Below are 23,935 nucleotides of genomic sequence, written 5' to 3' on the forward strand. Positions count from 1 at the left end.
CCGTAGCGATATGGACGGCCGCCGCGGAATCGCCATGCCCGCGCTTACTTCACTTCCTGGCTGCTGAGGTCCGACGGGTTGGCGGAGCGGGACGGCTCCTTCGGGTCGTCCGGCTCGCTGGCCATCGGGTTCGGGCGCGGCACCGGGGTGCCCTGCAGGTCGGGCGGGGCGCGGCGGACGGCGGCCAGTGCGTCCTGCAGCTCGCTGGTCTGGGTGGCAGCGCTGGTCTCGTTGCCCGGCGTGCGGGTGCCCTGCGGCGTGGGCTCCGGCTGCTGGCTCCGCTGGACGTTCGGGTCGTTCGTCAGTCCCTGCTTCTGCGTCTCCTGGGCAAGGGCGGGGGCCGCCCAAACCAGCGCGGCGAGGGTCAACGGCAGGATGGCGCGCACGGGAAGGCTCCTTCCGGACAGGGTATTCGGTCCTTGAACAACAGCCGAGGGCACCAAGTCTCCCCGAACGCGTTGTTTCGCCATGGACACCACGGAACGCATGAGCGTCGGCGTGGTGGTGGAGCGCCGGCGCATCGACCACCCCTGGCAGCCGGAGCGCTGGACGGCCGTCGCCGCCCTGCCCGGCGCGCCGCCCCTGCCGCCCTGGACCGTGCTGGAGGAGGGCGACGGCTGGACCCGCTACCTCGCCGGCACGGTGGAGGTGGAGCTGTTCCGCAGCGAGACCGACAACTACAAGCACAACCTGGAAGGCCCGCAGCCCGCCCTCTACGTCGTCCTGCGCCGCACCGGCGAGGCGCCGGGCCTGCGCCTGCTGGGCGCCACCGTCGACACCGGCGAGATCGACGCCCATTCCGATTCCGGCGACGACCTGATCGAGGCGCTGCCCCTGCCCGCCCCCGTCGCCGCCTGGATACGGGACTTCGTGGCGCGGCACCACGTCGAGCGCCCCTTCCACAAGCGCCAGCGCGATCGCGCCGACCCGGAGGCCCTGGCCCGCCGCCGCGCGCCGCACCTGGAGGGCGACGATGGCTAAACCCGACGCGACTGATCCCGAAGGCTTCCTCGCCCGCTGGTCCCGCCGCAAGCGGGAAGCGATCCTCGAAGAGGAACCCGCCGCCACACCCGCGCCGCAAGAGCCGGAACAGCCGGGACAACCGGAAGACCCGCCCCCCCTGCCGCCCATCGACAGCCTGGGCGCCGACAGCGACTACACCCGCTTCCTCGCGGCCGGCGTGCCGGAGGAGGTGAAGCGGCTGGCCTTGCGCAAGGCCTGGGTCAGCGACCCGAAGATCGCGGAATTCCGCGGTTTCGGCGAATACGACTGGGACTTCAACGCCCCGGGCTACGGCCAGCTTCTGCCCACCGACGACGTGCGCAAGCTGGTCGAGGCGGTGTTCCGCGACACCCCCGACCCGCCCCCCGCGAATGAGTCGGAACCGCCCGTCGCCGCAGCCGACCCCACAAAGGCAGCCGACCCCGTAGAGGCGGCCGAACCCACGGAAACAGAAGAATTTTCACCCGATCGGGAACGAAACGGCACTTCCGACGCTTAGGGCTGTTCTAAGGACAAAATATGGAACGGGCGCAGAACACATGACGTCCGGGACGCCCGGGGAGGGATCATGGCGGCTCTGACCGCACCGGTGGAGACGGACGACGCCGACCGCCTGCGCGCGCAGGCGTACACGCTGCTGGCGCAGTTCCTGGCACGCCCGCCGTCCAGCACCCTGCTGGACGCCGCCGCCGGCCTGCATGGCGACGCCACGCCGGTCGGACAGGCGCTGGACGCCCTGGCCGCCGCCGCCCGCTGCACATCCGAGGATGAGGCCGAGCGCGAGTACAACGCGCTGTTCATCGGCGTCGTGCGCGGCGAGCTGGTCCCCTACGCCTCCTACTACCTCACCGGCGCCCTGAACGACCGCCCGCTGGCGCGCGTGCGCCAGGACCTGCGCGAACTCGGCGTCGAGCCCGCCCCCGGCGTGGCCGAGCCGGAGGACCACGTCGCCACCTTGTGCGAGGTGATGGCGGCGCTGATCGGCGGCACGCTGGGCGTGCCCGACCTGGAGCGGCAGAAGCGGTTCTTCGAGCGCCATCTGGCTCCCTGGGCCCGGCACTTCTTCTCGGACCTGGAGCACGCCGGCGCGGCGCGCCTGTACCGGCCGGTCGGCGCCATCGGCCGGCTGTTCACGGACATTGAAACCGACGCATTCGCCATGGTGGCGCGGGAGGGCCTGGAGTCATGAGCCGCAACGACGACAAAGCCGGAATCGCCAGGAGCGGCATCGAACGCCGCGACCTGCTGAAGGGCCTCGGCCTGGGCACCATCGGCGCCGCCGCAGCCGCAACCGCCGTGCCCGGCGCAGCCGACGCCGCCGAATCCCCGCAGGAACAGGTCAAGCAGCGCTACCAGGAGACCGAGCACGTGAAGCGCTTCTACGCCCTGAACCGGCTGTAAGGCGCTGGAGGGTCCGCCCATGTTGATCAAACGCAGCTCCACCCCGCGCACGTCCACCCAGGCGTCCCGCGGCTCGCTGGCCCGCACGCTCACCACCGGCGACGGCGTCAGCCGCCGTTCCTTCCTCCAGCGCTCCGGCCTCGCGGCCGGCGGCATGGCGGCGCTGGGGGCACTCCCCGCCACCATGATCCGCAAGGCGGAGGCCGCCGGCCCCATGCCGGGCGTGGAGACGGTGACGCGCAAGAACATCTGCACCCACTGCTCCGTCGGCTGCACGGTGATCGCCGAGATCCAGAACGGCGTGTGGACCGGGCAGGAACCGGGGTGGGAGAGCCCGATCAGCCAGGGCACCCACTGCGCCAAGGGGGCCTCGGTGCGCGAACTCACCACCGGCGAGCGGCGCGTGAAGTACCCGCTGAAGCTGGAAAGCGGCGAGTGGAAGCGCATCAGCTGGGATCAGGCGATCGACGAGATCGGAAACAAGCTGATGGAGATCCGCCAGAAATCCGGCCCTGATTCGGTCTTCTGGCTGGGCTCCGCCAAGTTCTCCAACGAAGGGTCGTATCTCTACCGCAAGCTGGCAGCGTTCTGGGGCACCAACAACGTCGACCATCAGGCGCGCATCTGCCATTCCACCACGGTCGCCGGTGTCGCGAACACGTGGGGCTACGGCGCCATGACCAACAGCTACAACGACATCCAGAACTCCAAGGCGCTGCTCATCATCGGCGGCAACCCGGCCGAGGCGCACCCGGTGTCGATGCAGCACATGCTGCGCGGGAAGGAGAAGAACCGCGCCCCCTTCATCGTCATCGACCCGCGCTTCACCCGCACCGCCGCCCACGCCACGGAGTACGTCCGCATACGGCCGGGCACCGACATCCCGGTGGTCTGGGGCATCCTCTGGCACATCCTGGAAAACGGGTGGGAGGACAAGGACTACATCGCCAAGCGCGTCTACGGCTTCGACCAGGTCCGCGCCGAGGTGAAGAAGTGGACCCCGCAGGAGGTGGAGCGCGTCTCCGGCGTCCCCGGCGAGCAACTGAAGCGCGTCGCCGAACAGTTCGCCAAGAACCGCCCCAGCACGCTGATCTGGTGCATGGGGGCGACGCAGAAGACGGTGGGCACCGCCAACGTGCGCGCCTTCTCCATCCTGCAGCTCGCACTCGGCAACATCGGCGTGGAGGGCGGCGGGGCCAACATCTATCGCGGCCACTGCAACGTGCAGGGGGCGACCGACTTCGGCCTCGACGTCTCCACCCTGCCCGGCTACTACGGGCTGGCGGAGGGGGCGTGGAAGCACTTTTGCCGCGCCTGGGACGTGGATTACGAGTGGATGAAGTCCCGCTTCGCCTCCAAGGAGCTGATGGAGGCCAAAGGCATCCCCACCACCCGCTGGTTCGACGCGGTGCTGTCCGACAAGAAGGACGTGGAGCAGCCCGACCTGCTGCGCGCCATGGTCTGCTTCGGCCACGGCGGCAACACCGTGACCCGCATGCCCGACATGGTGAAGGGGCTGGAGAAGCTGGACCTGCTGGTCATCGCCGACCCGCACCCCACCACCTTCGCCGCGATCAGCAACCGCAAGAACGGCAGCTACATCCTGCCCGCCTGCACCCAGTTCGAGACGGACGGCTCGCGCACCTGCTCCAACCGCTCCATGCAGTGGGGCGAGCGGATCGTGAAGCCGATCTTCGAATCCAAGGACGACTACGAGATCATGTACCTCCTGGCCCGCAAGCTGGGCTTCGAGAAGGAGATGTTCAAGCACATCACGGTGGAGGGCACCCGCCCCGTGCCGGAGGACATCCTGCGCGAGATCAACCGCAGTTGCCTGTCCATCGGCGCCACCGGCCAGTCGCCCGAACGCCTGAAGCTGCACATGAAGCACCAGGCCGACTTCGACAAGATCACCATGCGCGCTGACAAGGGGCCGTGCGCCGGCGACTACTACGGCCTGCCCTGGCCGTGCTGGGGCCATCCGGAGCTGAAGCACCCCGGCTCCGCCGTCCTCTACGACACCTCCAAGCACGTGATGGACGGCGGCGGCACCTTCCGCGCCCGCTTCGGCGTGGAGCGCGAGGGCGTCTCGCTGCTGGCCGAGGGCTCCTCCTCCGTGGGTGCGGAGATCCAGGACGGGTATCCCGAGTTCACCATGGCCGTGCTGAAGAAGCTGGGCTGGGACAAGGACCTGACGCCGGACGAGACGCGCGTCATCCAGGCCATCGGCGGCGCCAAGGTGGACGAGGTCAGCTGGCAGACCGACCTGTCCATGGGCATCATCCGCGTGGCGCTCAAGCACGGCTGCCTGCCCTACGGCAACGCCAAGGCGCGCGCCCTGGCCTGGAACCTGCCGGACCCCGTGCCGATCCACCGCGAGCCGATCTACACGCCGCGCAAGGACCTCGTCTCCCAGTACCCGGCGATCCAGGACCGCCGCGACTTCCGCCTGCCGCACCTCAACCGCGCGGTGCAGACGGCCGCCATCGAGAAGGACATCGCCGCCAAGTTCCCCTTCGTCCTCACCTCGGGCCGTCTGGTCGAGTACGAGGGCGGCGGCGAGGAGACCCGCTCCAACCGCTGGCTGGCCGAGCTGCAGCAGAGCATGTTCGCCGAGATCAACACGCGCGACGCCGAACGTCTGGGCATCCGCGACAACGCCTGGGTCTGGGTCTACGGGCCGGAGGGCAACTCCAAGGCCAAGGTCCGCGCGCTGGTCACCAACCGCGTCGGCCCCGGCACCGTGTTCATGCCCTTCCACTTCTCCGGCTACTGGCAGGGCGAAAGCCAGCGCAAGAACTACCCGCCCGGCACCGATCCCATCGTGCTGGGCGAGCCGGTGAACGCCGTGACCACCTACGGCTACGACCCGGTGACGTTCATGCAGGAAACCAAGGTCACGCTCTGCCGCGTCGAGCCGGCGTGACAGGAGGACGCAAGATGGCACGCATGAAGTTCCTGTGCGACGCCGAGCGCTGCATCGAATGCAACGCCTGCGTCACCGCCTGCAAGAACGAGCACGAGGTCCCCTGGGGCATCAACCGCCGCCGCGTCGTCACGCTGAACGACGGCAATCCGGGCGAACGCTCCATCTCCATGGCCTGCATGCACTGCAACGACCCACCCTGCGCCGCCGTTTGCCCGGTCGACTGCTTCTACCAGACGTCGGACGGCGTGGTGCTGCATTCCAAGGACCTGTGCATCGGCTGCGGCTACTGCTTCTACGCCTGCCCCTTCGGGGCGCCGCAGTTCCCGCAGGCCACCAACTACGGCGGGCGCGGCAAGATGGACAAGTGCACCTTCTGCGCCGGCGGCCCGGAGGCCGACGGCACGCCGGAGGAGTTCCAGAAGTACGGCAAGAACCGCCTGTCCGAAGGCAAGCTGCCGCTGTGCGCCGAGATGTGCTCGACCCGCGCGCTGATGGCCGGCGACGGCGACGTGCTGGCCGACATCTACAAGGAGCGCACGGTGCGCCGCGGCTACGGCTCCGGCGCCTGGGGCTGGGCCACCGCCTACGGCCGCGGCGACCGCGGCAGCCCGTTCGCCCCCGGCCAGACCGGCACCGGCGGCAGCTGAGCCGAGGAGGACACACCATGAAGACGCTCCACCGCCTGCTGCTCGCCGCCGCCCTGCTGCTGGCCCTGCCGTTGATTGGGCCGGCCGTCTCCCAGGCCCAGCTCTACCAGCAGCCGGGCCAGAACTCCCCCACCTCCAAGGACCAGGTCGAGCTGTACAACCCCGCGCAGGACCAGATCGTTGGCCGCGTCAGCATCCCCGACGCCAAACTCGGCGTGCTGGTCCAGCCGGAGGGGCGCGAGTGGCGGGAATTCCGCACCTTCTGGCTGCGCATCGTCGCCGGCATCCTCATCGTCGGCATGGTGGCGTTGCTGGCGCTCTTCTACCTCGTGCGCGGGACGATCCGCATCGACCACGGGCGGTCGGGCCGCACCGTGCCGCGCTTCGGCTGGATCGACCGCTTCGCGCACTGGACCACGGCCACCAGCTTCATCGTGCTGGCGCTGACCGGTCTCGCCGTAACCTTCGGCCGGCCGCTGCTGATCCCGCTGTTCGGGCACCAGGCCTTCTCGACGCTGGCCGAGGGCAGCAAGATCGTCCACAACTTCTTCAGCCTACCCTTCGTCATCGGCGTGCTGCTGATGCTGGTGCTGTGGATCCGCGACAACATCCCGGAACGCGCCGACCTCGTCTGGCTGAAGTCCATGGGCGGCCTGCTGTCCAAGTCCGGCGAGCATCCGGAATGCGGGCGCTTCAACGCCGGGCAGAAGGGCATCTTCTGGGCGGTGATCCTGGGCGGCGGCGCGCTGGCGGTGACCGGCTTCCTCCTGATGACGCCCTTCGCCGTCACCGGCATCGGCGGCATGCAGATCCTGCACGTGGTGCACGCCGTCCTGGCCGCGCTGATGATCGCCATCATCCTGGCGCACATCTACATCGGCTCGCTCGGCATGGAAGGCGCCTTCGACGCCATGGGCTCCGGCCAGGTGGACGAGAACTGGGCCAAGGACCACCACCGCCGCTGGTACGAACAGCAGCTGAAGAAAGCCCGCGCCAACGACGCCACCCGCCGCACCGGCCCGCGCGCGGCGGAGTAGGAAGCAGTGGAGTGAGGGGCGGCGGCGCCGTCACTGCCCGGAGAACTTCCGGGTCTCGATGGCGCCGCCTTCGCCCACGCGCGCGCTCGACGTGGCGAAGGCGTCGTCGGCTTGCTCGCTGAAGACGCGGTCCAGCGCCACCCCGGCCACCACGGCCAGGATCAGCACGAACACGACGGCGGATAGAAAGGCCTTCATGGCGGTCCTCGATCGGGGGTTTCGTTTCCTCTTCCCCCGACAACGCGCAACCGCCGTCCTGGTTGCATCCGCTACCGGCTGGCGCCCGCCAGCACGCCGCCGATGCCCACGAACATCGATCCGGTGATCCGGTTGAACCAGCGCCCGTGCCGCGACAGCCAGGGTGCTATGCGCTGCGCCATGCCGGCCAGCACCAGCTCGTAAACGAACTCGACCGCTGCGAAGGTGCCGCCCAGCACGGCGAACTGCACCCAGAACGACACGCCCGGCACCATGAACTGTGGCAGGAACGCCGCGAAGAAGATCAGCGCCTTCGGGTTCGTCGCCGCCACCAGGAAGCCCTGCGTGAACAGCCGGCCCGCCCCGGCATCGCGCACCGTGCCATCGGCACCCGCCGTGCTCACCGCCGGCGCCGGCGCCTTCCACAGCCGCACGCCCAGGTACACGAGGTACGCGGCCCCGACCCACTTGGCGATGGTGAACGCCGCCTCCGACGCCGCCAGCAGCGCCCCCAGCCCGGCCAGCGACGCCGCGACCAGCACCAGGAAGCCGCACACCCCGCCCAGCACGGTGAACACCGTTCGCGCCGCACCGAAGCGCACGCCGTGCGTCAGCGACAACAGCCCGTTCGGCCCCGGCGTCAACGACAGGCCAACCGCCGCCACCGCGTAGATCATCCAAAGCTCGAACGTCACGCCATCCTCCCCGTGCTGCGGTGGGGAGCGTAGCACAATGGATGAGCGTCCGCCACGCGGCCCCCTCCCGGCCTCCGCTTGCGCTCGGCCACCCTCCCCCGCTTCGCGGTGGAGGGTCTTGTGCCGAAACGGCGGCAGTCCCCTCCACAGCCTTGCGGGGGAGGGTTAGGGAGGGGGCAAAACGTCGCCGATGAAGCGCCCTCTCAAACCGCCCCCTTCAACCCCAGCAGCCGCGCCGCGTTCTCCTTCAGGATCAGCGGCCGCACGTCCTCCTTGATCGGCAGCTTGTCGAAGTCGGCGATCCAGCGGTCCGGCGTGATCAGCGGGAAGTCCGAACCGAACAGCACCTTGTGCTTCAGCAGCGTGTTGGCGTACTGCACCAGGATCTGCGGGAAGTACTTGGGCGACCAGCCGGACAGGTCGATGTAGACGTTCGGCTTGTGCGTCGCCACAGCCAACGCCTCCTCCTGCCAGGGGAAGGAGGGGTGCGCCAGGATGATCGGCATGTCGGGGAAGTCCGCCGCCACGTCGTCCAGGTGCATGGGGTTCGAATACTTCAGCCGCAGCCCCGCCCCGCCCGGCATGCCCGCGCCGATGCCCGTCTGCCCGGTGTGGAACAGCGCCGGCAGCTTGTATTCGGCGATCACCTCGTACAGCGGATAGGCCATGCGGTCGTTGGGGAAGAAGCCCTGCATGGTCGGGTGGAACTTGAAGCCCCGCACCCCGTACTCCTCGATCAGCCGCCGCGCCTCGCGGATGCCCAGCTTGCCGCGCGCCGGGTCGATGCTGGCGAAGGGGATCATCACGTCGCGGTTCTGCGCCACCAGCTCCGCCACCTCGTCGTTCGGCACCCGCGGCAGGCCGGTGCAGCACTCGGCGTCCACCGGGAAGATCACCGCGGCCATCTTGCGCTGGCGGTAGTACTCGGCGATTTCCGGGATGCCCGGCTGGCCCAGGTCGTTCTTGAAGTACTTGGCCTTCGCCTCCTCCATCGCCAGCGCCTCCTCCACCAGGGGCGCGCGGCAGGACTTCTCGGCGTGGGTGTGGATGTCGATGGCGACCAGTTCGTCGACGTTCATCGTGCTGTCTCCGGTGTGCAGAAAGTCGTTCAAGCAGCGGTCTAGCCCCTCTCCCTTTACGGGAGAGGGGTTGGGGAGAGGGTCGTTACGGCGAAGCCGGAAGAGAGCCGGGCCCCGGCATTAGCCGGCGTTTCCCCCTCTCCCCAACCCCTCCCCCGCCAGGGGGGAGGGGCTTTCTAGGCAAAGGCATCCACGCCCGCGCGCAGCGTGGCGCCGCCCTCCATCGTCGTCTGGGCAAGGCCCGGCGCGGCGGTGAGAAGATCCTCGGCGTAGAATCGCGCCGTCGCGATGCGCCCGCGCAGCGCCGGGTCGTCCTGCCCCGCCCGCAGCAGCCCCAGCGCCGCCACCGCCCCCTTGGCGAGCAGCACGCCGCCCGCCGTCAGGCCGAACAGCCGCATGTAGGGCGTGGCGGCGGCCAGCGTCTCCTCGACGTCGCGCCCTCCCGCCAGCAGCCAGCCCGTCGCCCGCTCCACCGCGTCCAGCGCTTCCGTCAGGCGTGGCGCCATGGCGCCGAACGCCGACGCGTCCGCCGCCGCCACATCGGCCGCAACATCGGCCACGATGGCGCGCCAGCCGGCCAGCATCGCCCGCACCGGCTCGCCCCCCTTGCGCGGCAGCTTGCGCGTCACGAGGTCGATGGCCTGGATGCCGTTGGTCCCTTCGTAGATCGAGGTGATGCGCACGTCGCGCAGCAGCTGCGCCGCCCCCGTCTCCTCGACGAAGCCCATGCCGCCGTGCACCTGGATGCCCAGCGACGCCACCTCGATGCCGGCGTCCGTGCAGAACGCCTTGGTGACCGGCGTCAGCAGGTCCGCCCGCTCCTGCGCCGCCGCGTCGCCGCCGCGCTCGGCCCGGTCGATGGCCTCGGCGGTGGTGTAGGCGATGGCGCGCCCGGCCGCCGTCAGCGCGCGCATGGTCAGCAGCATGCGCCGCACGTCCGGGTGATCGACGATGGGGCTGGTGCCCGCCGCCCCCGGCGCGCGTCCCTGCCGGCGCTCCTGCGCGAAGGCCAGCGCCTGCTGGTAGGCGCGGTCGCCGATCGACACGCCCTGCAGCCCCGTGGCCAGCCGCGCGCGGTTCATCATGGTGAACATGCACGCCAGCCCCCGGTTCTCCTCCCCCACCAGCCAGCCGACCGCCCCGCCCCCAAGGGAGCCGTCTTCGCCGAACACCATGGTGCAGGTCGGGCTGCCGTGCAGGCCCAGCTTGTGCTCCACCCCGGCGCAGCGCACGTCGTTCAGCGCGCCGGGCGAGCCGTCCTCGTCGAGCAGCCGCTTGGGCACCAGGAACAGGCTGATCCCCTTGGTACCGGCCGGCGCGTCCGGCAAACGTGCCAGCACGAGGTGGACGATGTTGTCGGACAGGTCGTGCTCGCCACAGGTGATGAAGATCTTCTGCCCCGTGATGCGGTACGTCCCGTCCCCCGCCGGCACCGCGCGCGTGCGCAGCAGGCCCAGGTCGGATCCCGCCTGCGGCTCCGTCAGGTTCATGGTGGCGGTCCATTCGCCCGACACCAGCTTGGGCAGCCAGCGCGCCTTCAACGCCTCGCTCGCGTGCGCGATCAGCGCGTCGGACGCCCCCTGCGTCAGCACCGGCCCCATGCCGAAGGCCATGCAGGCGGCGGTGTGCATCTCCATGACAGCGGTGTTCAGCATCACCGGCAGGCCGGCGCCGCCCCATTCCTCCGGCAGCGCCACGCCGTTCCAGCCGGCATCCGCCCACCGCCGGTAGGCGTCGCGGAATCCCGTGGGCGTGCGCACGGCGCCGTCCGCGAACCGCACGCCCTCCACGTCGCCCGTGCGGTTCAGCGGCGCAAGCACCCCTTCGGCGAAGGACCCGGCCTGGTCCAGCAGGGCGCGCACGAGGTCGTCGTCCAGGCCGCCGAACAGCCCGTCGCGCACCGCGACGCCCAGCCCCGCCACGTGTTCCAGCGTGAAAAGGATCTCACCCAACGGTGCCCTGTACGTCATGCCGCTTCCTCCCGATGCCCTTTTCATGATTGTAATGCATCATAACATTAATAGCGATACCATATGCACCGCCCGTCTGCTAGAATCCAGGCCATTCCAATGCGTTTGCCCAACCCGAGCAGCAGCATCATGACCGACGTTCCCCCGAAGCGGCCGCGCGCCCCGCGCCGGAAGGCGCCCTCGGCGCCCGCCTCGACCCCGGCCCCCGAAACCGACGGCGCGGTCGACCTCGGGTTGATCGGGGAGTCGATGGGCTTCCTGCTGAAGCGGGCGCAGATGGCGGTCTTCCACGACTTCATCCGCACCTTCGCCGCCGCCGACATCCGCCCGGCGCAGTTCTCCGTGCTCTCGGTGATCGAGCGCAATCCGGGCCTGAAGCAGTCGCAGGTCAGCACGGCGCTCAGCATCAAGCGCACCAACTTCGTGCCGCTGCTGGACGGGCTGGAGGCGCGCGGGCTGGTGAAGCGCAAGCCGGCGGCGACCGACCGCCGCTCCCACGCGTTGCACCTCACCGCCAAGGGTGTGACGCTGATGGAGCAGCTGAACGCCCTGTGGCGGGAGCACGAGCAGCGCGTGCGCGACCGCATCGGCCCGGACGGCCGCGTCTGGCTGCTCGACCTGCTGCCGCGCCTGACCGACCTGGGCGACCCGTCCATGGCCGACGACCCCGACGCGCCCGAGGCCCCGGCGGCGAAGCCCCGGGCGGCGCGCCCCCGCGCCCCCAAGGCCACCGCCGCCAAGGCCCCGGCCAAAACCCCGACCGCCATCAGCGCGGCGGAAGCCGCAAAGCCCCGTCGAGCCGGATCACCTCGCCGTTGAGCGCGCGGTTCTCCGCGCAGGTCAGGACGAGGTCGGCGAACTCCTCCGGCTTGCCCAGGCGCCGGGGGAAGGGGACGGAGGCGCCCAGGCTCGCCTGCACCTCTTCCGGCAAGCCCTGCATCATCGGCGTGAAGAACAGCCCCGGTGCGATCGCCATGACGCGGATGCCGAACTGCGCCAGCTCGCGCGCCGCCGGCAGCGTCAGCCCGACGATGCCCGCCTTCGACGCCGAATAGGCCGCCTGCCCGACCTGCCCCTCGTACGCCGCGACCGACGCGGTGGAGACGACCAGCCCCCGCTCCCCGTCCTCCAGCGGCTCCAGCGTGCTCATGTCCGCCACCGCGAGGCGCAGCATGTTGAAGCTGCCCACCAGGTTGACGCGGATCACCCGCTCAAAGTCGCCCAGCGCCTGCGGCCCCTCGCGCCCCAGGATGCGCTTGGCGACACCGATGCCCGCGCAGTTGACCAGCAGCCGCGCCGCCCCGTGCGCCGCCCGCGCCTCGGCCAGCGCCGCGGCCGCCGCGTCGGCGTCGCTGACGTCGCAGCGCACGGCGATGCCGCCGACCTCGCTCGCCACGCCCTGTGCCGCGTCCATGTTGACGTCCAGCACCGCCACCCTGGCCCCGGCCGCAGCCAGCCGCCGCGCCGTCGCCGCCCCCAACCCCGATCCGCCGCCCGTGACGACGGCCGCGTGTCCCCGAATGTCCATGTCGCTCTCCTTGATTATCGCTTCGCCACCAGAACCTCCGGCCCCGGCGTGGCCGCGTACAGCGCCTCCACCAGCGCCGCGCGGCGGGTCAGGACGGCGCGCTGGTTCAGCGAGCCCTTGTCGGTGATCTCCCCGGCGTCCAGCGACGGCCGGTCCTCCAGCACGACGGCGCGCTCCACGCGGTTGGAGCTGCCGGTGCCCATGCGCGCGAACTCGTCCAGCAGCGCCTGGAAGCGTTCCCGCACCTCCGGCCGGCGCAGCACCTCGGCGTCCGGCAGGGTGCGGGCGAAGTCCGGGCAGAAGTCGCGGCAGGCCGGCACGTCCGGCACGATCAGCATCGCCACGTCGTCGCGGTCGTGCCCGGCGATCACCACGTCGCTGACCAGTGGTGCGAAGTGCCGCAGCACCGCCCCCCGCAGCGTGCTGACACTGACCCACGTGCCGGTCGCCAGCTTGAAGTCCTCGGAAATCCGCCCGTCGAACAGGAAGCCCAGTTCCGGCTTCTCCGGATCGACGAAGCGCAGCGCGTCGCCCATCCTGTAGAAGCCCTCCTCGTCGAAGGCCTTGGCCGTCAGCTCGTCCTGGCGCCAGTAGCCGGGCATGATGTTCGGCCCGCGCAGGCGCAGCTCCAGCTTCTCGGCGGTGGGCACCAGCTTCACCTCCACGCCCGGTGCCGGGATGCCGACCACGCCCGGCTGCTCCACCCGGCGGTTGCAGATCAGCGCGGCCGGCGCGGTCTCGGTGGAGCCCAGGCTGGTGACGAACACCACCCGCTGCCCGCACGCCTCCACCGCCAGCTCCTCCAGGCTGTCCCAGATGAAGGGCGACAGCCCGGCCCCGGCGTAGAACAGCGCCTTCAGGCGGCTGAAGAAGCGCTTGCGCAACTCCGGCTCGGCGCGCAGGTGCGGCACCAGCGCCTCGTAGCCTTTCGGCACGTTCAGGTACATGGTGGGGGCGATCTCGCGCAGGTTGGCGACCGTCGGCAGCACGCCGTCGGCCACCGGCCGCCCCTCGTCGATCACGTAGGTGCCGCCGTTGTACAGCACCATGTTGAAGTTGTGGTTGCCGCCGAAGGTGTGGTTCCACGGCAGCCAGTCCACCAGCACCGGCGGCTCGTCGGCCAGGAAGGCGAAGACCTGCCGCAGCATCTGCTGGTTGGCGCACAGCATGCGCTGGGTGTTGATCACCCCCTTCGGCATGCCGGTGGAGCCCGAGGTGAACAGCAGCTTCGCCACCGTGTCCGGCCCCACGGCCGCGTGCGCCGCGTCCACCGCCGCCGTCGGCTCCGTCGCCGCCAGATCGGCGAACGCCAAGCCGCCCGGCCCGCGCGTCAGCACCACCTCCACCCCCTCCGGCACCGCCGCGCGCAGCGCCGGCCCGTAGCGCTCCCCGTCGGCGGCGAAGACCAGCCCCGGCGTGGCGAGGCCCAGCACGTGGCGCAGCTTGCCGAAGTCGGTGCTGACCAGCGAGTACGCCGTCGACACCGGCGCGTAGGGCACGCCCGCGTACTGCGCCGCCAGCCCAAGCAGCGCGTGCTCCACGTCGTTGCCCGACAGGATGGCGACCCCGCGCTCCCGCGTCAGCCCCCGGTCGATCAGCGCCTGCGCCAGCCGCCGCACCGTGTCCAGCGCCTGGGCATAAGTCACCTCGCGCCAGCCGCCGTCCGCTGCCCGCTGCATCAGGAACACGCGGTCCGGCGCCTCGGCCGCCCAGCGTTCCAGGCACAGGGTCAGCTTGTCGGGATAGGGTTCCAGCGCGCCCTCGGCGCGCACCAGCATGCTGCCGTCCGGACGGCGCACGACCGTAACGTCCGCCTCGCCGAGACGGACCTCGCGCATCAACTCTATCATGGCGTTCCTCCCGAGAACGCGCCGGGGGCTTTCCCCCGGCCTATCGGCGTGGTCGTTGGTCCGCCGCGGGGCGTTGTTCCCCCGTTCGGCGGCTGTTCTTCAGAACTCGGTGACCTTCTTGGCGCGCTTTTCCAGGAAGGCGCGCAGGCGTTCCTTGGCGTCGTCGCTGCCCTGGGCGACGGCGGCCATCAGCGCCTCCATCATGAAGCCCTGGCGCGGGTCGGCCTCGGCGATGCGCGGCAGCGCGTGGATGACCGCGAAGTTGGTGATCGGCGCGTTGGACGCGATGCGCGCCCCCAGATCCAGCGCCTTGGTGAAGCCCTCGCCCGGCTCCACCAGGTACTGCGACAGACCCAGCGCGTAGCCGGCCTCGGCGTCGTGCACGCGCCCCGTCAGCATCATGTCGGCCATGCGCGCCGCCCCGATCAGCCGCGGCACCCGCACCGACGCACCCCCGCCCACGAAGATGCCGCGCTGCCCCTCCGGCAGGGCATAATAGGCGCTGCGCTCCGCCACGCGGATGTGCGCGGCGCAGGCCAGTTCCAGCCCGCCGCCGACCACCGCGCCCTTCAGCACCGCCACCACCGGCACCCGCCCGAACTCGATCCGCTCGAACGCGCGGTGCCACATCATGGAGTGCGACACGCCCTCCACCGTCGACCGCTCGGTGATCTCCGACAGGTCCAGCCCGGCCGAGAAGTTCTCCCCCTCCGCCGCGATCACCACCGCCTTGGCCTCGGCCGGCAGGGACAGGAAGAACGCCTCAATGCCCAGGATGGTTTCGTCGTTCAGCGCGTTGCGCTTCTCCGGCCGCGACAGGGTCAGGACGGCGACCGCCTCGCGCATCTCCGCGCGCAGCGAGGACGGCAGGACGCCTTCCAGAATTCTCTCACCCGCCATAATTTTTTCGCCCAGGCGCATCGGAACTCCCTTCTATCACGTGCGCATAATTGTTATGAACCATAACAGATCTCACCACACCGTCAAGCGGCGCACTCGGCGAAACCCAGGTAGCTTTCGATGACGCGCGGGTCGTTCGCCAGCGTCGCCGCCGGCCCGTGCAGCGTCACCGCCCCCGTCTCCATGACGTAGCCATAGTCGGCGATGCGCAGCGCCGCGCGGGCGTTCTGCTCGACCAGCAGGATCGCCACGCCGGTGGTGCGCAGCTCGGCCACCAGATGCAGGATCTCCTTCACGATGCGCGGGGCGAGGCCCAGGCTGGGTTCGTCCAGCATCAGTACCTTGGGCTTGGCCATCAGCGCGCGGCCCATGGCCAGCATCTGCCGCTCGCCGCCCGACAGGGTGCCGGCCGCCTGACGGCGCCGTTCCTTCAGGCGCGGGAACAGGGTGTAGACCTGCTCCAGCGCATCCTTCGTCCGCTCGCCGCGCGGGCGGGTGTAGGCGCCCAGGCGCAGGTTGTCCTCCACCGGCATGGTGGCGAACAGCTCGCGCTTCTCGGCCACCAGGCTGATGCCGTCCGCCACCCGCTCCTCGATGGATTCCGTACGCAGCGAGCGGCCCTCGAACAGGATCTCCCCCGTGCACGGCAGGATGCCCATGGCGGCGTTCAGCAGCGTCGTCTTGCCGGCCCCGTTGGCGCCGATCACCGTGACGATGCTGCCCGCCGCGATCTCCAGCGACACCCGGCGCACCGCCTCGATCTTGCCGTAGGCGACGCTGACGTCGCGCAGCGCGAATACCGGTCCCGTCATTCGATCCCCCCGAGATAGGCTTCCAGCACGGCCGGGTTGCTGCGGATCTGCGCCGGCAGCCCCTCGGCGATCTTGGCGCCGAACTCCATGACCACCAGCCGGTCGACCAGCCCCATGACGAAGTCCATGTCGTGCTCGACCAGCAGCACCGTGGTGCCCTCGTCGCGCAGGCGGCGCAGCAGGTCGCCCAGCGCCTGCTTCTCCGCGTGGCGCAGTCCCGCCGCCGGCTCGTCCAGCAGCAGCAGCATGGGGTCCAGGCAGAGTGCGCGCGCGATCTCCACGATGCGGCTCTGCCCCAGCGCCAGCGTGCCCGCCGGCCGGTGCAGGCTGTCGCCCAGGCCGCAGCGCTCCAGCTGCCGCACGGCCTCGGCGCGCAGCCGGTCCTCCTCCGCGCGGTCCAGGCGCAGCACCGCCTGCGCCACCCCCGCCCGGCCGCGCAGGTGCGCGCCCAGCATGACGTTGTCCAGCACGCTCATGGTGGGCAGCAGTTTCACGTGCTGGAAGGTGCGCGCCACGCCGCGCCGCGCGATGGCGCGCGACGGCAGGCCGCCGATGCGCTCGCCCAGCAACCGGATGTCGCCGCCCGACGGGCGCAGCACGCCGGTGACGAGGTTGAAGGTCGTGCTCTTCCCCGCCCCGTTCGGCCCGATCAGCCCGATGATCTCCCCGGCCCGGATCGAGAATCCGATGTCGCGCACCGCCACGAGGCCACCGAAGGTCTTCTGCAGCGCGTCCACGTCCAGCAGCGGCCGACCCGGTTCCGGGAACGGCCGGCGCGGCAGTTCCTCGGCGTCCGCCCGCACGGGCTTCGGCGCGCGCTCCGGCAGGAAGCGCGTCAGCGCCGGCCACAGCCCGTCCCGCGCGTATTGCAGCAGCAGCACCAGCGCCGCGCCGAAGACGATCGCCTCGTAATTCCCGTTGCCGCCGATCAGGCGCGGCAGCAGGGCCTGCAGCTGGTCCTTCAGCAGGGTGACGAGGCCCGCCCCCAGCACCGCCCCCCACACGTGCCCCGCCCCGCCGACCACGGCCATGAACAGGTACTCGATGCTGGCGTTCAGGCCGAAGGGCGTCGGGTTCACCGCCCGCTGCACGTGCGCGAACAGCCACCCGGACACCGCCGCCAGCAGTGCCGCGTAGACGAAGGCGACCAGCTTCGCCCGCCCCGTGTCCACGCCGAACGCCTCCGCCGCCGTCACGCCCCCGCGCAGCGCGCGGATGGCCCGCCCGACGCGGCTGTCCAGCAGGTGGAAGGTCGCCACGGCGGCGGCCAGCACGAAGCCCCAGATCACGTAGTACACCGCCCGCCCGTCGTAGAAGGCGTAGCCGCCCACGCTCAGCGGCGGAATGCCGGAGATGCCGTCGTGCCGGCCCAGCTGGTCCAGGTTGCCGAACAGGTAGAACAGGCTGATCGCCCAGGCCATGGTGCCCAACGGCAGGTAATGGCCGGACAGCCGCACCGTCATCAGCCCCAGCACGAACGCCGCCGCCCCGGTCAGCGCTAGCGCCGCCACCAGCGTCAGCCACGGCGAGATGCCATAGGTCGTGGACAGCACGGCGGTCGTGTACGCGCCGAACCCGCAGAAGGCCGCCTGCCCGAACGACGTCATGCCGCCCACGCCGGTGACCACCACCAGCCCCATCACCACCAGCGACGACAGCCCGATGTAGTTGAGAAGCGTGATCCAGAACTCCGGCGTCCCCGGTATGAGCGGCAGCACCGCCCCGACCGCCAGGATCGCGAGGGCGAGAATGCGCGACGGCGTCATTCCTCGTCCTCCACGTGCACGGTGCGGAGCGACCGCCAGAGCAGCACCGGGATGATGATCGTGAAGACGATCACCTCCTTGAACGTGCTGGCGAAGAAGGACGCGAAGGCCTCCACCAGCCCCACCAGGATCGCCGCGGCGGCGCCCAGCGGATAGCTGACCAGCCCGCCGATGATGGCGGCGACGAAGCCCTTCAGCCCGGTCAGGAACCCGGTGTCGTAGAACACCGTCGTCACCGGCGCGATCAGCACGCCCGACAGCGCCCCGATCAGCGCCGCCAGCGCGAACGCGATCCGCCCGGCCGACGCCGTGGGGATGCCCACCAGCCGCGCGCCCAGCCGGTTCACCGCCGTGGCGCGCAGCGCCTTGCCGGTCAGCGTGTGCTCGAAGAAGGCCCACAGCGCCGCGATCAACCCGCCCGCCGTGCCCAGCACCCACAGGCTTTGCCCCGTCACCAGCGCCGGCCCCACCTCGAACATGGCCGAGGTCAGCGGCTGCGTGCGGAACCCCTCCGCCCCGAAGAACACCAGCCCCAGCCCGACCAGCGCCAGATGCACGCCCACCGCCGCGATCAGCAGCACCAGCACCGACGCCTCCGCCAGTGGCCGGAACACCAGCCGGTACAGGAACGGCCCCAGCGCCGCGATCATCGCCAGCGTCAGCGGCACCTCCACCGCCGGCCCCAGCTTCAGCGGCGCCACGTGCCACGCCGCCAGCAGCAGCGCCATCGGAAAGCCGACGTCCGCCGCCAAGCCGACGGCGATGCGCCGGGGTGTGCGCGCCGCCGGCTCGCGCGCCAGATCGGCGGCGAAGGCCGCCAGCCCCAGCAGCACGGCCAGCACGGCGGTCAGCGGGAAGGCGCCGCGCTCGAACGCCGCCAGCGTCAGCGCGCCATAGGCGACGAACTCGCCTTGCGGGATGAAGATCACGCGCGTGATGGTGAAGACCAGCACCAGCGACAGCGCGAGCAGCGCGTAGATGGCGCCGTTCGTCACGCCGTCCTGCGCCAGGAACAGGGCGATGGTCGCGTCCAACGTTTCCTCCGGGAGGGCATTCGTTCCTAGCCCTCCCCCTGCTCCGCAGGGGGAGGGAGGGACCCAAGCGAAGCTTGGGAGGGTGGGGGCAACGGCCTGCCCGAGAATCCGTGACCGGCGTCACCGCCCGCCACAAAGGCCGCTGCCCCCACCCTTCCCACTTCGTGGGCCCCTTCCCTCCCCCGCCAAGGGCGAGGGAGGGAACATCAGCACGTCACTTCACCAGCTTCCACTTGCCCCCTTCGATGCTCAGCAGCACGTAGCCGCGCTGGTCCAGCCCGAAGTGGTCGTCCTTGGTGAAGTTGTAGACGCCCTGGGTGGCGGCGATTTCCTTCTCGTTCTCCAGCGCGTCGCGCAGCGCCGCGCGGAACTCCTTCGTGCCGGGCTTCGCCGTCTTCAGGGCGGCCGGCACGGCGCGGTTCAGCACCTGGACGGCGTCCCAGGTGTGGGCGCCGAACTGGGTGCGGGTGTTGGCGCCGTACTTCTCCTCGTACTTGGTCACATAGGCCAGCGCCGGGGCGCGCACCGGGCTCGATTCCGGCAGCTGGTCGGCCACGATCACCGGCCCCGACGCCAGGATCGTCCCCTCCACCGAGGCGCCGCCGATGCGGATGAAGTCGTGCGTCACCGCCCCGTGCGTCTGGTAGATCTGGCCCTTGTACCCACGCTCGCGCAGCGCGATGTTCGGCAGCGCCGCCGCGGTGCCCGACGCGCCGACCAGCACCGCGTCCGGCCGCGCCGCCAGCAGCTTCAGCACCTGCCCGGTCACCGACGTGTCGGCGCGCGCATAGCGCTCCTCCGCCACCAGCTTCAGGCCCGCCGGCTCGGCCAGCGCCTTCAGGTCGCGCAGCCAGAAGTCGCCCCAGGCGTCGGAAAAGCCGATGAAGCCCAGCGTCTTGACGTTCTTGGCGCGCATGTGCTCGACCACCGCCTTCGCCATCAGCGTGACGTTCTGCGGCATGCGGAAGGTCCAGGCGTCCTTGCCCGCCGGCAGGTCGATGGGCGACAGGGCCAGCTGCGGCACGCCCGTCTCGTTCGCCACGCCGGCCACAGCGATGGCCGCCCCGGTCATGACCGAACCGAGGATCACGTCCACCTTCTCTTCCGTCACCAGGCGGCGGGCCTGCGTCGTCGCCGTCGTCGGGTCGGACGCGTCGTCGACGACGATCAGGCGCAGCTTCTCGCCCCCGATCTCGTCGGGGAACAGCGCCGCGGTGTTCTTGGCCGGAATACCCAGCGCCGCCGTGGAGCCGGTGGCCGGCACGATGAGGCCGACGGTGATGTCGGCCAGCGCCGCGCCGGGCAGCAGCACGGCCGCAACGGCGGCCGGAAAGGCGGCCGAAAGGGCGGCCGAAAGGGCGGCCGAAAGGGCGGCCGGAAGTGCGCGGCGCCAGCCGCGGCGAAGGGCGGAAGCGGTCGAGGTCATGCGTTTCCTCCTGGATGCGTGTGCGGATGTCTCGTGCGCGGAACCGGTCCGGAGGCCGCCCCGCGCCGGGCGTCTTGAAGCGCCATAACTGTAATGTCCTATAACAGTTCTGATCGCACCAGTAAAGGTCACGCATCGTTGGCGCCGCGAATCGCAACCGCAGCCGCTCGCATTGACAATATTCCTAACGAGGGCGATGATGGGCGCGATCATGGGACCATTGCGCCCGCACCTCCCCGCCCCGCCCGCCCGGAAATTGAACGGGGTGCACCAATGCAACACACCGCCAAATCCGTTGCATCCCGTTGCATCCGGTTGCATCCGCCGGCCGCGCCACCCACCCGCGCCGGCCAAACAAACCGCCCCAGAACAAACCGCCCCAAAACAAACCGCATTGACAATGGTTTCAAATGAAACTATTAATCCCCCAGAGCACACGGCGTCGAGCGCGCCGTCGAAAAACCTGAAGGGAGTGAACGACCCATGCTGGTCCAGCAGATCCACCACGTGGCGTACCGCTGCAAGGACGCCAAGGAGACGGTGCAGTTCTACAAGGACGTCCTGGACATGGACCTGATCGGCGCCATCGCCGAGGATCAGGTCCCCTCCACCAAGGAGCCGGACCCCTACATGCACATCTTCCTGGACGCCGGGGCCGGCAACATCCTCGCCTTTTTCGAACTGCCGACCAAGCCGCCCATGGGCCGCGACCCCAACACCCCGGACTGGACGCAGCACATCGCCTTCCAGGTGGCGGACGTCGACACCCTGCTGGCGATCAAGGAACGGGCGGAGAAGGCCGGCCTGTCGGTCGTCGGCCCGACCAACCACGAGATCTTCAAGTCCATCTACTTCTTCGACCCCAGCGGCCACCGCCTGGAATGCGCCGCCTGGACGACGACGCCGGAGCAGATGAAGCGCATGAAGGACGTCGCCCACGACATGATCGACGAATGGGCCGTCACCAAGAAGCCGCCCCGCCACACCGCCTGGCTGCACGAAAAGGAATTCTCGGCGTAAGCGCCGCCGGGAAGAAAAAGCCCCTCTCCCACGGCGGGAGAGGGGCTTTTTTGTTGCCCGCGCGCCGGCCTCGCATGCATGCCGGAAAATAGGCCCTCGTCGTCACCAAAAAGACATCGCCGACCGGCAACGGCATACGGCTAATATCCGCGACCTCGCACCTTGTCGGCGGCGCCGCCGCAAGGAGCGGAACCGAAGAGGTTCAAGACCCGTCCGCCGGGAAAGCATGGGGAGGACACTCCACTCCGGCGGAGGGCGCGCACCTTTCGCGACCGCCACCGGTGCCTCTGACCTCCTGCATAGTCCATTGCCTTGACGGCTGCAGAATTGCCGCGCCATATTCGCGAACATGTTCAAGCCCCGTCCACCATGCGGCGAGCGGCGAACACTTAACCGGAGGCGTTTCCGTCCATGCACAGGCCCGACCGCATCAACGTCCTCGGCGTCGGGGTCAGCGCCATCAACATGGGCGACGCGCTCGACACCATCGACCGCTGGATCGACGCGGACCAGCGCGCCTACGTCTGCGTCACCGGCGTGCACGGCGTGATGGAAAGCCAGCACGACCCGGACATCCGCGCCATCCACAACGCCGCCGGCATGGTCACGCCCGACGGCATGCCGCTGGTCTGGCTGCTGAAGCTGGCGCGCCGCCGCCACGCCGACCGCGTCTACGGCCCCGACCTGATGCTGGCCGCGTTCGAGCGTTCGGTGCGGCGCGGCCACCGCCACTTCCTCTACGGCTCGTCGGAGGACACGCTGGCCAAGCTGCGCGCCAACCTGGAGGCGCGCTTCCCCGACTGCCGCATCGTCGGCACCCACTCCCCGCCCTTCCGCCCGCTGACCGCCGAGGAGGACGCCGCCGTCGTGCGCGCCATCGACGACAGCAGCGCCGACATCGTCTGGGTCGGCCTCAGCACGCCCAAGCAGGAGCGCTGGATGGCCGCGCACCGCCCCCTGCTGCGCGCCCCGGTCCTGGTCGGCGTGGGCGCCGCCTTCGACTTCCACGCGGGCGTCAAGCGGCAGGCGCCGCGCTTCATCCAGCGCAGCGGCTTCGAATGGCTGTTCCGCATGCTGTCGGAGCCGCGCCGCCTTTGGAAGCGCTACGCCACCAACAACCCGGCCTTCGTGGCGCGGGTTCTGGGCCAGCTCACCGGCGTCCTGCACTACTCCCTCCCCGACGAACCGGCCCGCCCGGCCGTCGATCTGACACAGGCAAACCTTGCAGCACCACAGGCTCCGCGCGTCGGGCCGACCATCGGGTAAGAATCATGAACCTCGGCGACACCATCCTCATCACCGGAGCCGGCGGCTTCATCGGCGGCCACCTCGTCGGGCACCTGCTGTCGCAGGGCTACACCCGCATCCGCGCGGTGGACATCAAGGACGCCGACGAGTGGTACCAGTTCTTCCCGCAGGTCGAGAACCACCAGCGCGACCTGCGCCTGCGCGAACATTGCCAGGAGATGGCGGCCGGCGCCGACCACGTCTTCAACCTCGCCTGCGACATGGGCGGCATGGGCTTCATCGAGACGCACAAGGCCGAGTGCATGCTGTCGGTGCTGATCAACACCAACATGCTGCTGGCCGCCCGCGACCAGGGGGCTACGCGCTTCCTGTTCTCCTCCTCCGCCTGCGTCTACGCCGCCGACAAGCAGACCAGCGCCGAGGTGCAGCCGCTCCGGGAAAGCGACGCCTACCCCGCCATGCCGGAGGACGGCTACGGCTGGGAGAAGCTGTTCAGCGAGCGGATGTGCCGCCACTTCAGCGAGGATTTCGGGCTGATCACGCGCGTCGTGCGCTACCACAACGTCTACGGCCCCAACGGCACCTACGACGGCGGGCGTGAGAAGGCACCGGCCGCCATCTGCCGCAAGGTCATCCAGGCCAAGCGGAGCGGCATCCACGAGATCGAGATCTGGGGCGACGGCGAGCAGACGCGCAGCTTCATGTACATCGACGACTGCCTGTACGGCACGCTGCGCATCATGACCGGCGACTACGCCGACCCGCTGAACCTGGGCAGCGACCAGCTGGTGACCATCAACCAGCTCGTCGACATCGTCGAGGACATCGCCGGCATCACGCTGAAGCGCCGCTACAAGCTGGACGCGCCCAAGGGCGTGCGCGGCCGCAACAGCGACAACACGTTGATCTCCCAGGTGCTGGGCTGGGCCCCCGACGTCCGCCTGGAAGACGGCCTGGAGCGCACCTACCGCTGGATCCACGACGAGATGGCCCGCACCGGATGCCAGCCGCCGCGCACGTTCACCGCCAAGGCGGCGGAGTAACGTTGGGTTTTCGGCTGCTCCTCAACCCAACCTACGAAGCACCCGTAGGTTGGGTTGAGCGCCAGCGAAAACCCAACGTGAACCCGCGTCACATGCCCGGATAGTTCGGCCCGCCGCCGCCTTCCGGCACCACCCAGTTGATGTTCTGCGTCGGGTCCTTGATGTCGCAGGTCTTGCAGTGCACGCAGTTCTGCGCGTTGATCTGCAAGCGCGGGTTCGTCCCGTCCTCGTTGCGCACGATCTCGTACACCCCGGCCGGGCAGTAGCGCGTCTCCGGCGCGTCGTACAGGGCCAGGTTCACCCGGATCGGCGTCTCCGCATCCGCCAGCTTCAGGTGCGCCGGCTGGTCC

24 protein-coding genes are annotated in these 23,935 nt (G+C 70.1%); 11 read left to right on the forward strand and 13 right to left on the reverse strand.

What is annotated here, in order from left to right:
- Positions 1-44: 44 nt before the first annotated feature.
- Positions 45-386, reverse strand: coding sequence for a hypothetical protein (locus VED21_RS28795; RefSeq protein ID WP_324888598.1), 342 nt, complete (start codon positions 384-386; stop codon positions 45-47).
- An 82-nt stretch (positions 387-468) separates the two neighbouring features.
- On the opposite strand from VED21_RS28795, the gene VED21_RS28800 reads away from it, so the two are divergent.
- From VED21_RS28800 to VED21_RS28830, 7 genes are all read left to right on the forward strand, one after another.
- Complete coding sequence (locus VED21_RS28800; protein ID WP_324888600.1) at positions 469-981, forward strand: DUF3305 domain-containing protein; 513 nt, start codon at positions 469-471, stop codon at positions 979-981.
- A complete protein-coding gene (locus VED21_RS28805; RefSeq protein ID WP_324888602.1) occupies positions 974-1,501 on the forward strand; it encodes a DUF3306 domain-containing protein in 528 nt (175 codons plus the stop codon). Before VED21_RS28800 ends, VED21_RS28805 begins: the two co-directional genes overlap by 8 nt.
- Positions 1,502-1,570: 69 nt before the next feature.
- The gene (locus tag VED21_RS28810) at positions 1,571-2,191 is read left to right on the forward strand and encodes a molecular chaperone TorD family protein (RefSeq protein WP_324888604.1); all 621 of its coding nucleotides are present in this window, start codon (positions 1,571-1,573) and stop codon (positions 2,189-2,191) included.
- The gene (locus VED21_RS28815) at positions 2,188-2,403 is read left to right on the forward strand and encodes a twin-arginine translocation signal domain-containing protein (RefSeq protein WP_324888606.1); all 216 of its coding nucleotides are present in this window, start codon (positions 2,188-2,190) and stop codon (positions 2,401-2,403) included. The genes VED21_RS28810 and VED21_RS28815 overlap by 4 nt, the downstream gene beginning before the upstream one ends.
- A 19-nt stretch (positions 2,404-2,422) precedes the next feature.
- Positions 2,423-5,329 (forward strand): formate dehydrogenase subunit alpha, encoded by a 2,907-nt coding sequence (locus VED21_RS28820; RefSeq protein ID WP_324888608.1) that lies wholly within the window; start codon positions 2,423-2,425, stop codon positions 5,327-5,329.
- 14 nt (positions 5,330-5,343) lie between these two features.
- Entirely contained in the window at positions 5,344-5,979 is a 636-nt protein-coding gene (gene fdh3B, locus VED21_RS28825; protein WP_324888610.1) for a formate dehydrogenase FDH3 subunit beta, read from the forward strand.
- A gap of 17 nt (positions 5,980-5,996) precedes the next feature.
- Entirely contained in the window at positions 5,997-7,016 is a 1,020-nt protein-coding gene (locus VED21_RS28830; RefSeq protein WP_324888612.1) for a formate dehydrogenase subunit gamma, read from the forward strand.
- A gap of 30 nt (positions 7,017-7,046) precedes the next feature.
- Here the strand turns inward: VED21_RS28830 and VED21_RS28835 are convergent, their stop codons facing one another.
- From VED21_RS28835 to VED21_RS28850, 4 genes are all read right to left on the reverse strand, one after another.
- Positions 7,047-7,214 carry a hypothetical protein gene (locus VED21_RS28835; protein ID WP_324888614.1) on the reverse strand — a complete coding sequence of 56 codons (168 nt, stop codon included), beginning with the start codon at positions 7,212-7,214 and terminating at the stop codon, positions 7,047-7,049.
- A gap of 71 nt (positions 7,215-7,285) precedes the next feature.
- Positions 7,286-7,909 (reverse strand): LysE family translocator, encoded by a 624-nt coding sequence (locus VED21_RS28840; protein WP_324888616.1) that lies wholly within the window; start codon positions 7,907-7,909, stop codon positions 7,286-7,288.
- A 203-nt stretch (positions 7,910-8,112) separates the two neighbouring features.
- On the reverse strand, positions 8,113-8,988 hold the full coding sequence (locus VED21_RS28845; RefSeq protein ID WP_324888618.1) for an amidohydrolase family protein: 876 nt from the start codon (positions 8,986-8,988) through the stop codon (positions 8,113-8,115).
- A 176-nt stretch (positions 8,989-9,164) separates the two neighbouring features.
- Positions 9,165-10,958: an acyl-CoA dehydrogenase gene (locus VED21_RS28850; protein WP_324888620.1), complete on the reverse strand. Its 1,794-nt coding sequence runs from the start codon at positions 10,956-10,958 to the stop codon at positions 9,165-9,167.
- Between the two features lie 129 nt (positions 10,959-11,087).
- Between VED21_RS28850 and VED21_RS28855 the strand changes: the two genes are divergently transcribed.
- Positions 11,088-11,777 (forward strand): MarR family winged helix-turn-helix transcriptional regulator, encoded by a 690-nt coding sequence (locus VED21_RS28855; protein ID WP_324888622.1) that lies wholly within the window; start codon positions 11,088-11,090, stop codon positions 11,775-11,777.
- Here VED21_RS28855 and VED21_RS28860 read toward each other — a convergent pair.
- From VED21_RS28860 to VED21_RS28890, 7 genes are all read right to left on the reverse strand, one after another.
- A complete protein-coding gene (locus VED21_RS28860) occupies positions 11,725-12,486 on the reverse strand; it encodes an SDR family NAD(P)-dependent oxidoreductase (RefSeq protein WP_324888624.1) in 762 nt (253 codons plus the stop codon). The genes VED21_RS28855 and VED21_RS28860 overlap by 53 nt on opposite strands.
- Before the next feature lie 14 nt (positions 12,487-12,500).
- On the reverse strand, positions 12,501-14,336 hold the full coding sequence (locus VED21_RS28865; protein ID WP_324888627.1) for a feruloyl-CoA synthase: 1,836 nt from the start codon (positions 14,334-14,336) through the stop codon (positions 12,501-12,503).
- 99 nt (positions 14,337-14,435) lie between these two features.
- Positions 14,436-15,236, reverse strand: a complete 801-nt coding sequence (locus VED21_RS28870; protein ID WP_324888629.1) for a crotonase/enoyl-CoA hydratase family protein — start codon at positions 15,234-15,236, stop codon at positions 14,436-14,438.
- 83 nt (positions 15,237-15,319) lie between these two features.
- Positions 15,320-16,048 carry an ABC transporter ATP-binding protein gene (locus VED21_RS28875; RefSeq protein ID WP_324888631.1) on the reverse strand — a complete coding sequence of 243 codons (729 nt, stop codon included), beginning with the start codon at positions 16,046-16,048 and terminating at the stop codon, positions 15,320-15,322.
- Positions 16,045-17,814, reverse strand: a complete 1,770-nt coding sequence (locus tag VED21_RS28880) for a branched-chain amino acid ABC transporter ATP-binding protein/permease (protein WP_324888633.1) — start codon at positions 17,812-17,814, stop codon at positions 16,045-16,047. The genes VED21_RS28875 and VED21_RS28880 overlap by 4 nt, the downstream gene beginning before the upstream one ends.
- Positions 17,811-18,848, reverse strand: a complete 1,038-nt coding sequence (locus VED21_RS28885; RefSeq protein WP_324888635.1) for a branched-chain amino acid ABC transporter permease — start codon at positions 18,846-18,848, stop codon at positions 17,811-17,813. Before VED21_RS28885 ends, VED21_RS28880 begins: the two co-directional genes overlap by 4 nt.
- A 214-nt stretch (positions 18,849-19,062) precedes the next feature.
- Entirely contained in the window at positions 19,063-20,274 is a 1,212-nt protein-coding gene (locus VED21_RS28890) for an ABC transporter substrate-binding protein (RefSeq protein WP_324888637.1), read from the reverse strand.
- 483 nt (positions 20,275-20,757) lie between these two features.
- On the opposite strand from VED21_RS28890, the gene VED21_RS28895 reads away from it, so the two are divergent.
- The 3 genes from VED21_RS28895 to VED21_RS28905 all read left to right on the forward strand — a co-directional run bounded on the left by VED21_RS28895 (position 20,758) and on the right by VED21_RS28905 (position 23,585).
- A complete protein-coding gene (locus VED21_RS28895) occupies positions 20,758-21,294 on the forward strand; it encodes a VOC family protein (RefSeq protein ID WP_324888639.1) in 537 nt (178 codons plus the stop codon).
- Positions 21,295-21,705: 411 nt separating this feature from the next.
- Complete coding sequence (locus VED21_RS28900; RefSeq protein ID WP_324888640.1) at positions 21,706-22,560, forward strand: WecB/TagA/CpsF family glycosyltransferase; 855 nt, start codon at positions 21,706-21,708, stop codon at positions 22,558-22,560.
- A gap of 5 nt (positions 22,561-22,565) precedes the next feature.
- Positions 22,566-23,585, forward strand: coding sequence for an NAD-dependent epimerase/dehydratase family protein (locus VED21_RS28905; protein WP_324888642.1), 1,020 nt, complete (start codon positions 22,566-22,568; stop codon positions 23,583-23,585).
- Between the two features lie 88 nt (positions 23,586-23,673).
- Here VED21_RS28905 and VED21_RS28910 read toward each other — a convergent pair.
- Positions 23,674-23,935: 4Fe-4S dicluster domain-containing protein (locus VED21_RS28910; protein ID WP_324888111.1), on the reverse strand; the 262-nt coding region annotated here is incomplete at its 5' end.

This window comes from Azospirillum sp. (genome assembly GCF_035627195.1).
In the GTDB taxonomy this organism is placed as follows: Bacteria; Pseudomonadota; Alphaproteobacteria; order Azospirillales; family Azospirillaceae; genus Azospirillum.

Excerpts from the sequence above, each read along its gene's own strand:
- VED21_RS28800 (WP_324888600.1), top strand. The coding sequence starts at position 469 with ATGGACACCACGGAACGCATGAGCGTCGGCGTGGTGGTGGAGCGCCGG.
- VED21_RS28805 (WP_324888602.1), top strand. The coding sequence starts at position 974 with ATGGCTAAACCCGACGCGACTGATCCCGAAGGCTTCCTCGCCCGCTGG.
- VED21_RS28810 (WP_324888604.1), top strand. The coding sequence starts at position 1,571 with ATGGCGGCTCTGACCGCACCGGTGGAGACGGACGACGCCGACCGCCTG.
- VED21_RS28815 (WP_324888606.1), top strand. The coding sequence starts at position 2,188 with ATGAGCCGCAACGACGACAAAGCCGGAATCGCCAGGAGCGGCATCGAA.
- VED21_RS28820 (WP_324888608.1), top strand. The coding sequence starts at position 2,423 with ATGTTGATCAAACGCAGCTCCACCCCGCGCACGTCCACCCAGGCGTCC.
- fdh3B (WP_324888610.1), top strand. The coding sequence starts at position 5,344 with ATGGCACGCATGAAGTTCCTGTGCGACGCCGAGCGCTGCATCGAATGC.
- VED21_RS28830 (WP_324888612.1), top strand. The coding sequence starts at position 5,997 with ATGAAGACGCTCCACCGCCTGCTGCTCGCCGCCGCCCTGCTGCTGGCC.
- VED21_RS28835 (WP_324888614.1), bottom strand. The coding sequence starts at position 7,214 with ATGAAGGCCTTTCTATCCGCCGTCGTGTTCGTGCTGATCCTGGCCGTG.
- VED21_RS28845 (WP_324888618.1), bottom strand. The coding sequence starts at position 8,988 with ATGAACGTCGACGAACTGGTCGCCATCGACATCCACACCCACGCCGAG.
- VED21_RS28850 (WP_324888620.1), bottom strand. The coding sequence starts at position 10,958 with ATGACGTACAGGGCACCGTTGGGTGAGATCCTTTTCACGCTGGAACAC.
- VED21_RS28855 (WP_324888622.1), top strand. The coding sequence starts at position 11,088 with ATGACCGACGTTCCCCCGAAGCGGCCGCGCGCCCCGCGCCGGAAGGCG.
- VED21_RS28860 (WP_324888624.1), bottom strand. The coding sequence starts at position 12,486 with ATGGACATTCGGGGACACGCGGCCGTCGTCACGGGCGGCGGATCGGGG.
- VED21_RS28865 (WP_324888627.1), bottom strand. The coding sequence starts at position 14,336 with ATGATAGAGTTGATGCGCGAGGTCCGTCTCGGCGAGGCGGACGTTACG.
- VED21_RS28870 (WP_324888629.1), bottom strand. The coding sequence starts at position 15,236 with ATGGCGGGTGAGAGAATTCTGGAAGGCGTCCTGCCGTCCTCGCTGCGC.
- VED21_RS28875 (WP_324888631.1), bottom strand. The coding sequence starts at position 16,048 with ATGACGGGACCGGTATTCGCGCTGCGCGACGTCAGCGTCGCCTACGGC.
- VED21_RS28880 (WP_324888633.1), bottom strand. The coding sequence starts at position 17,814 with ATGACGCCGTCGCGCATTCTCGCCCTCGCGATCCTGGCGGTCGGGGCG.
- VED21_RS28890 (WP_324888637.1), bottom strand. The coding sequence starts at position 20,274 with ATGACCTCGACCGCTTCCGCCCTTCGCCGCGGCTGGCGCCGCGCACTT.
- VED21_RS28895 (WP_324888639.1), top strand. The coding sequence starts at position 20,758 with ATGCTGGTCCAGCAGATCCACCACGTGGCGTACCGCTGCAAGGACGCC.
- VED21_RS28900 (WP_324888640.1), top strand. The coding sequence starts at position 21,706 with ATGCACAGGCCCGACCGCATCAACGTCCTCGGCGTCGGGGTCAGCGCC.
- VED21_RS28905 (WP_324888642.1), top strand. The coding sequence starts at position 22,566 with ATGAACCTCGGCGACACCATCCTCATCACCGGAGCCGGCGGCTTCATC.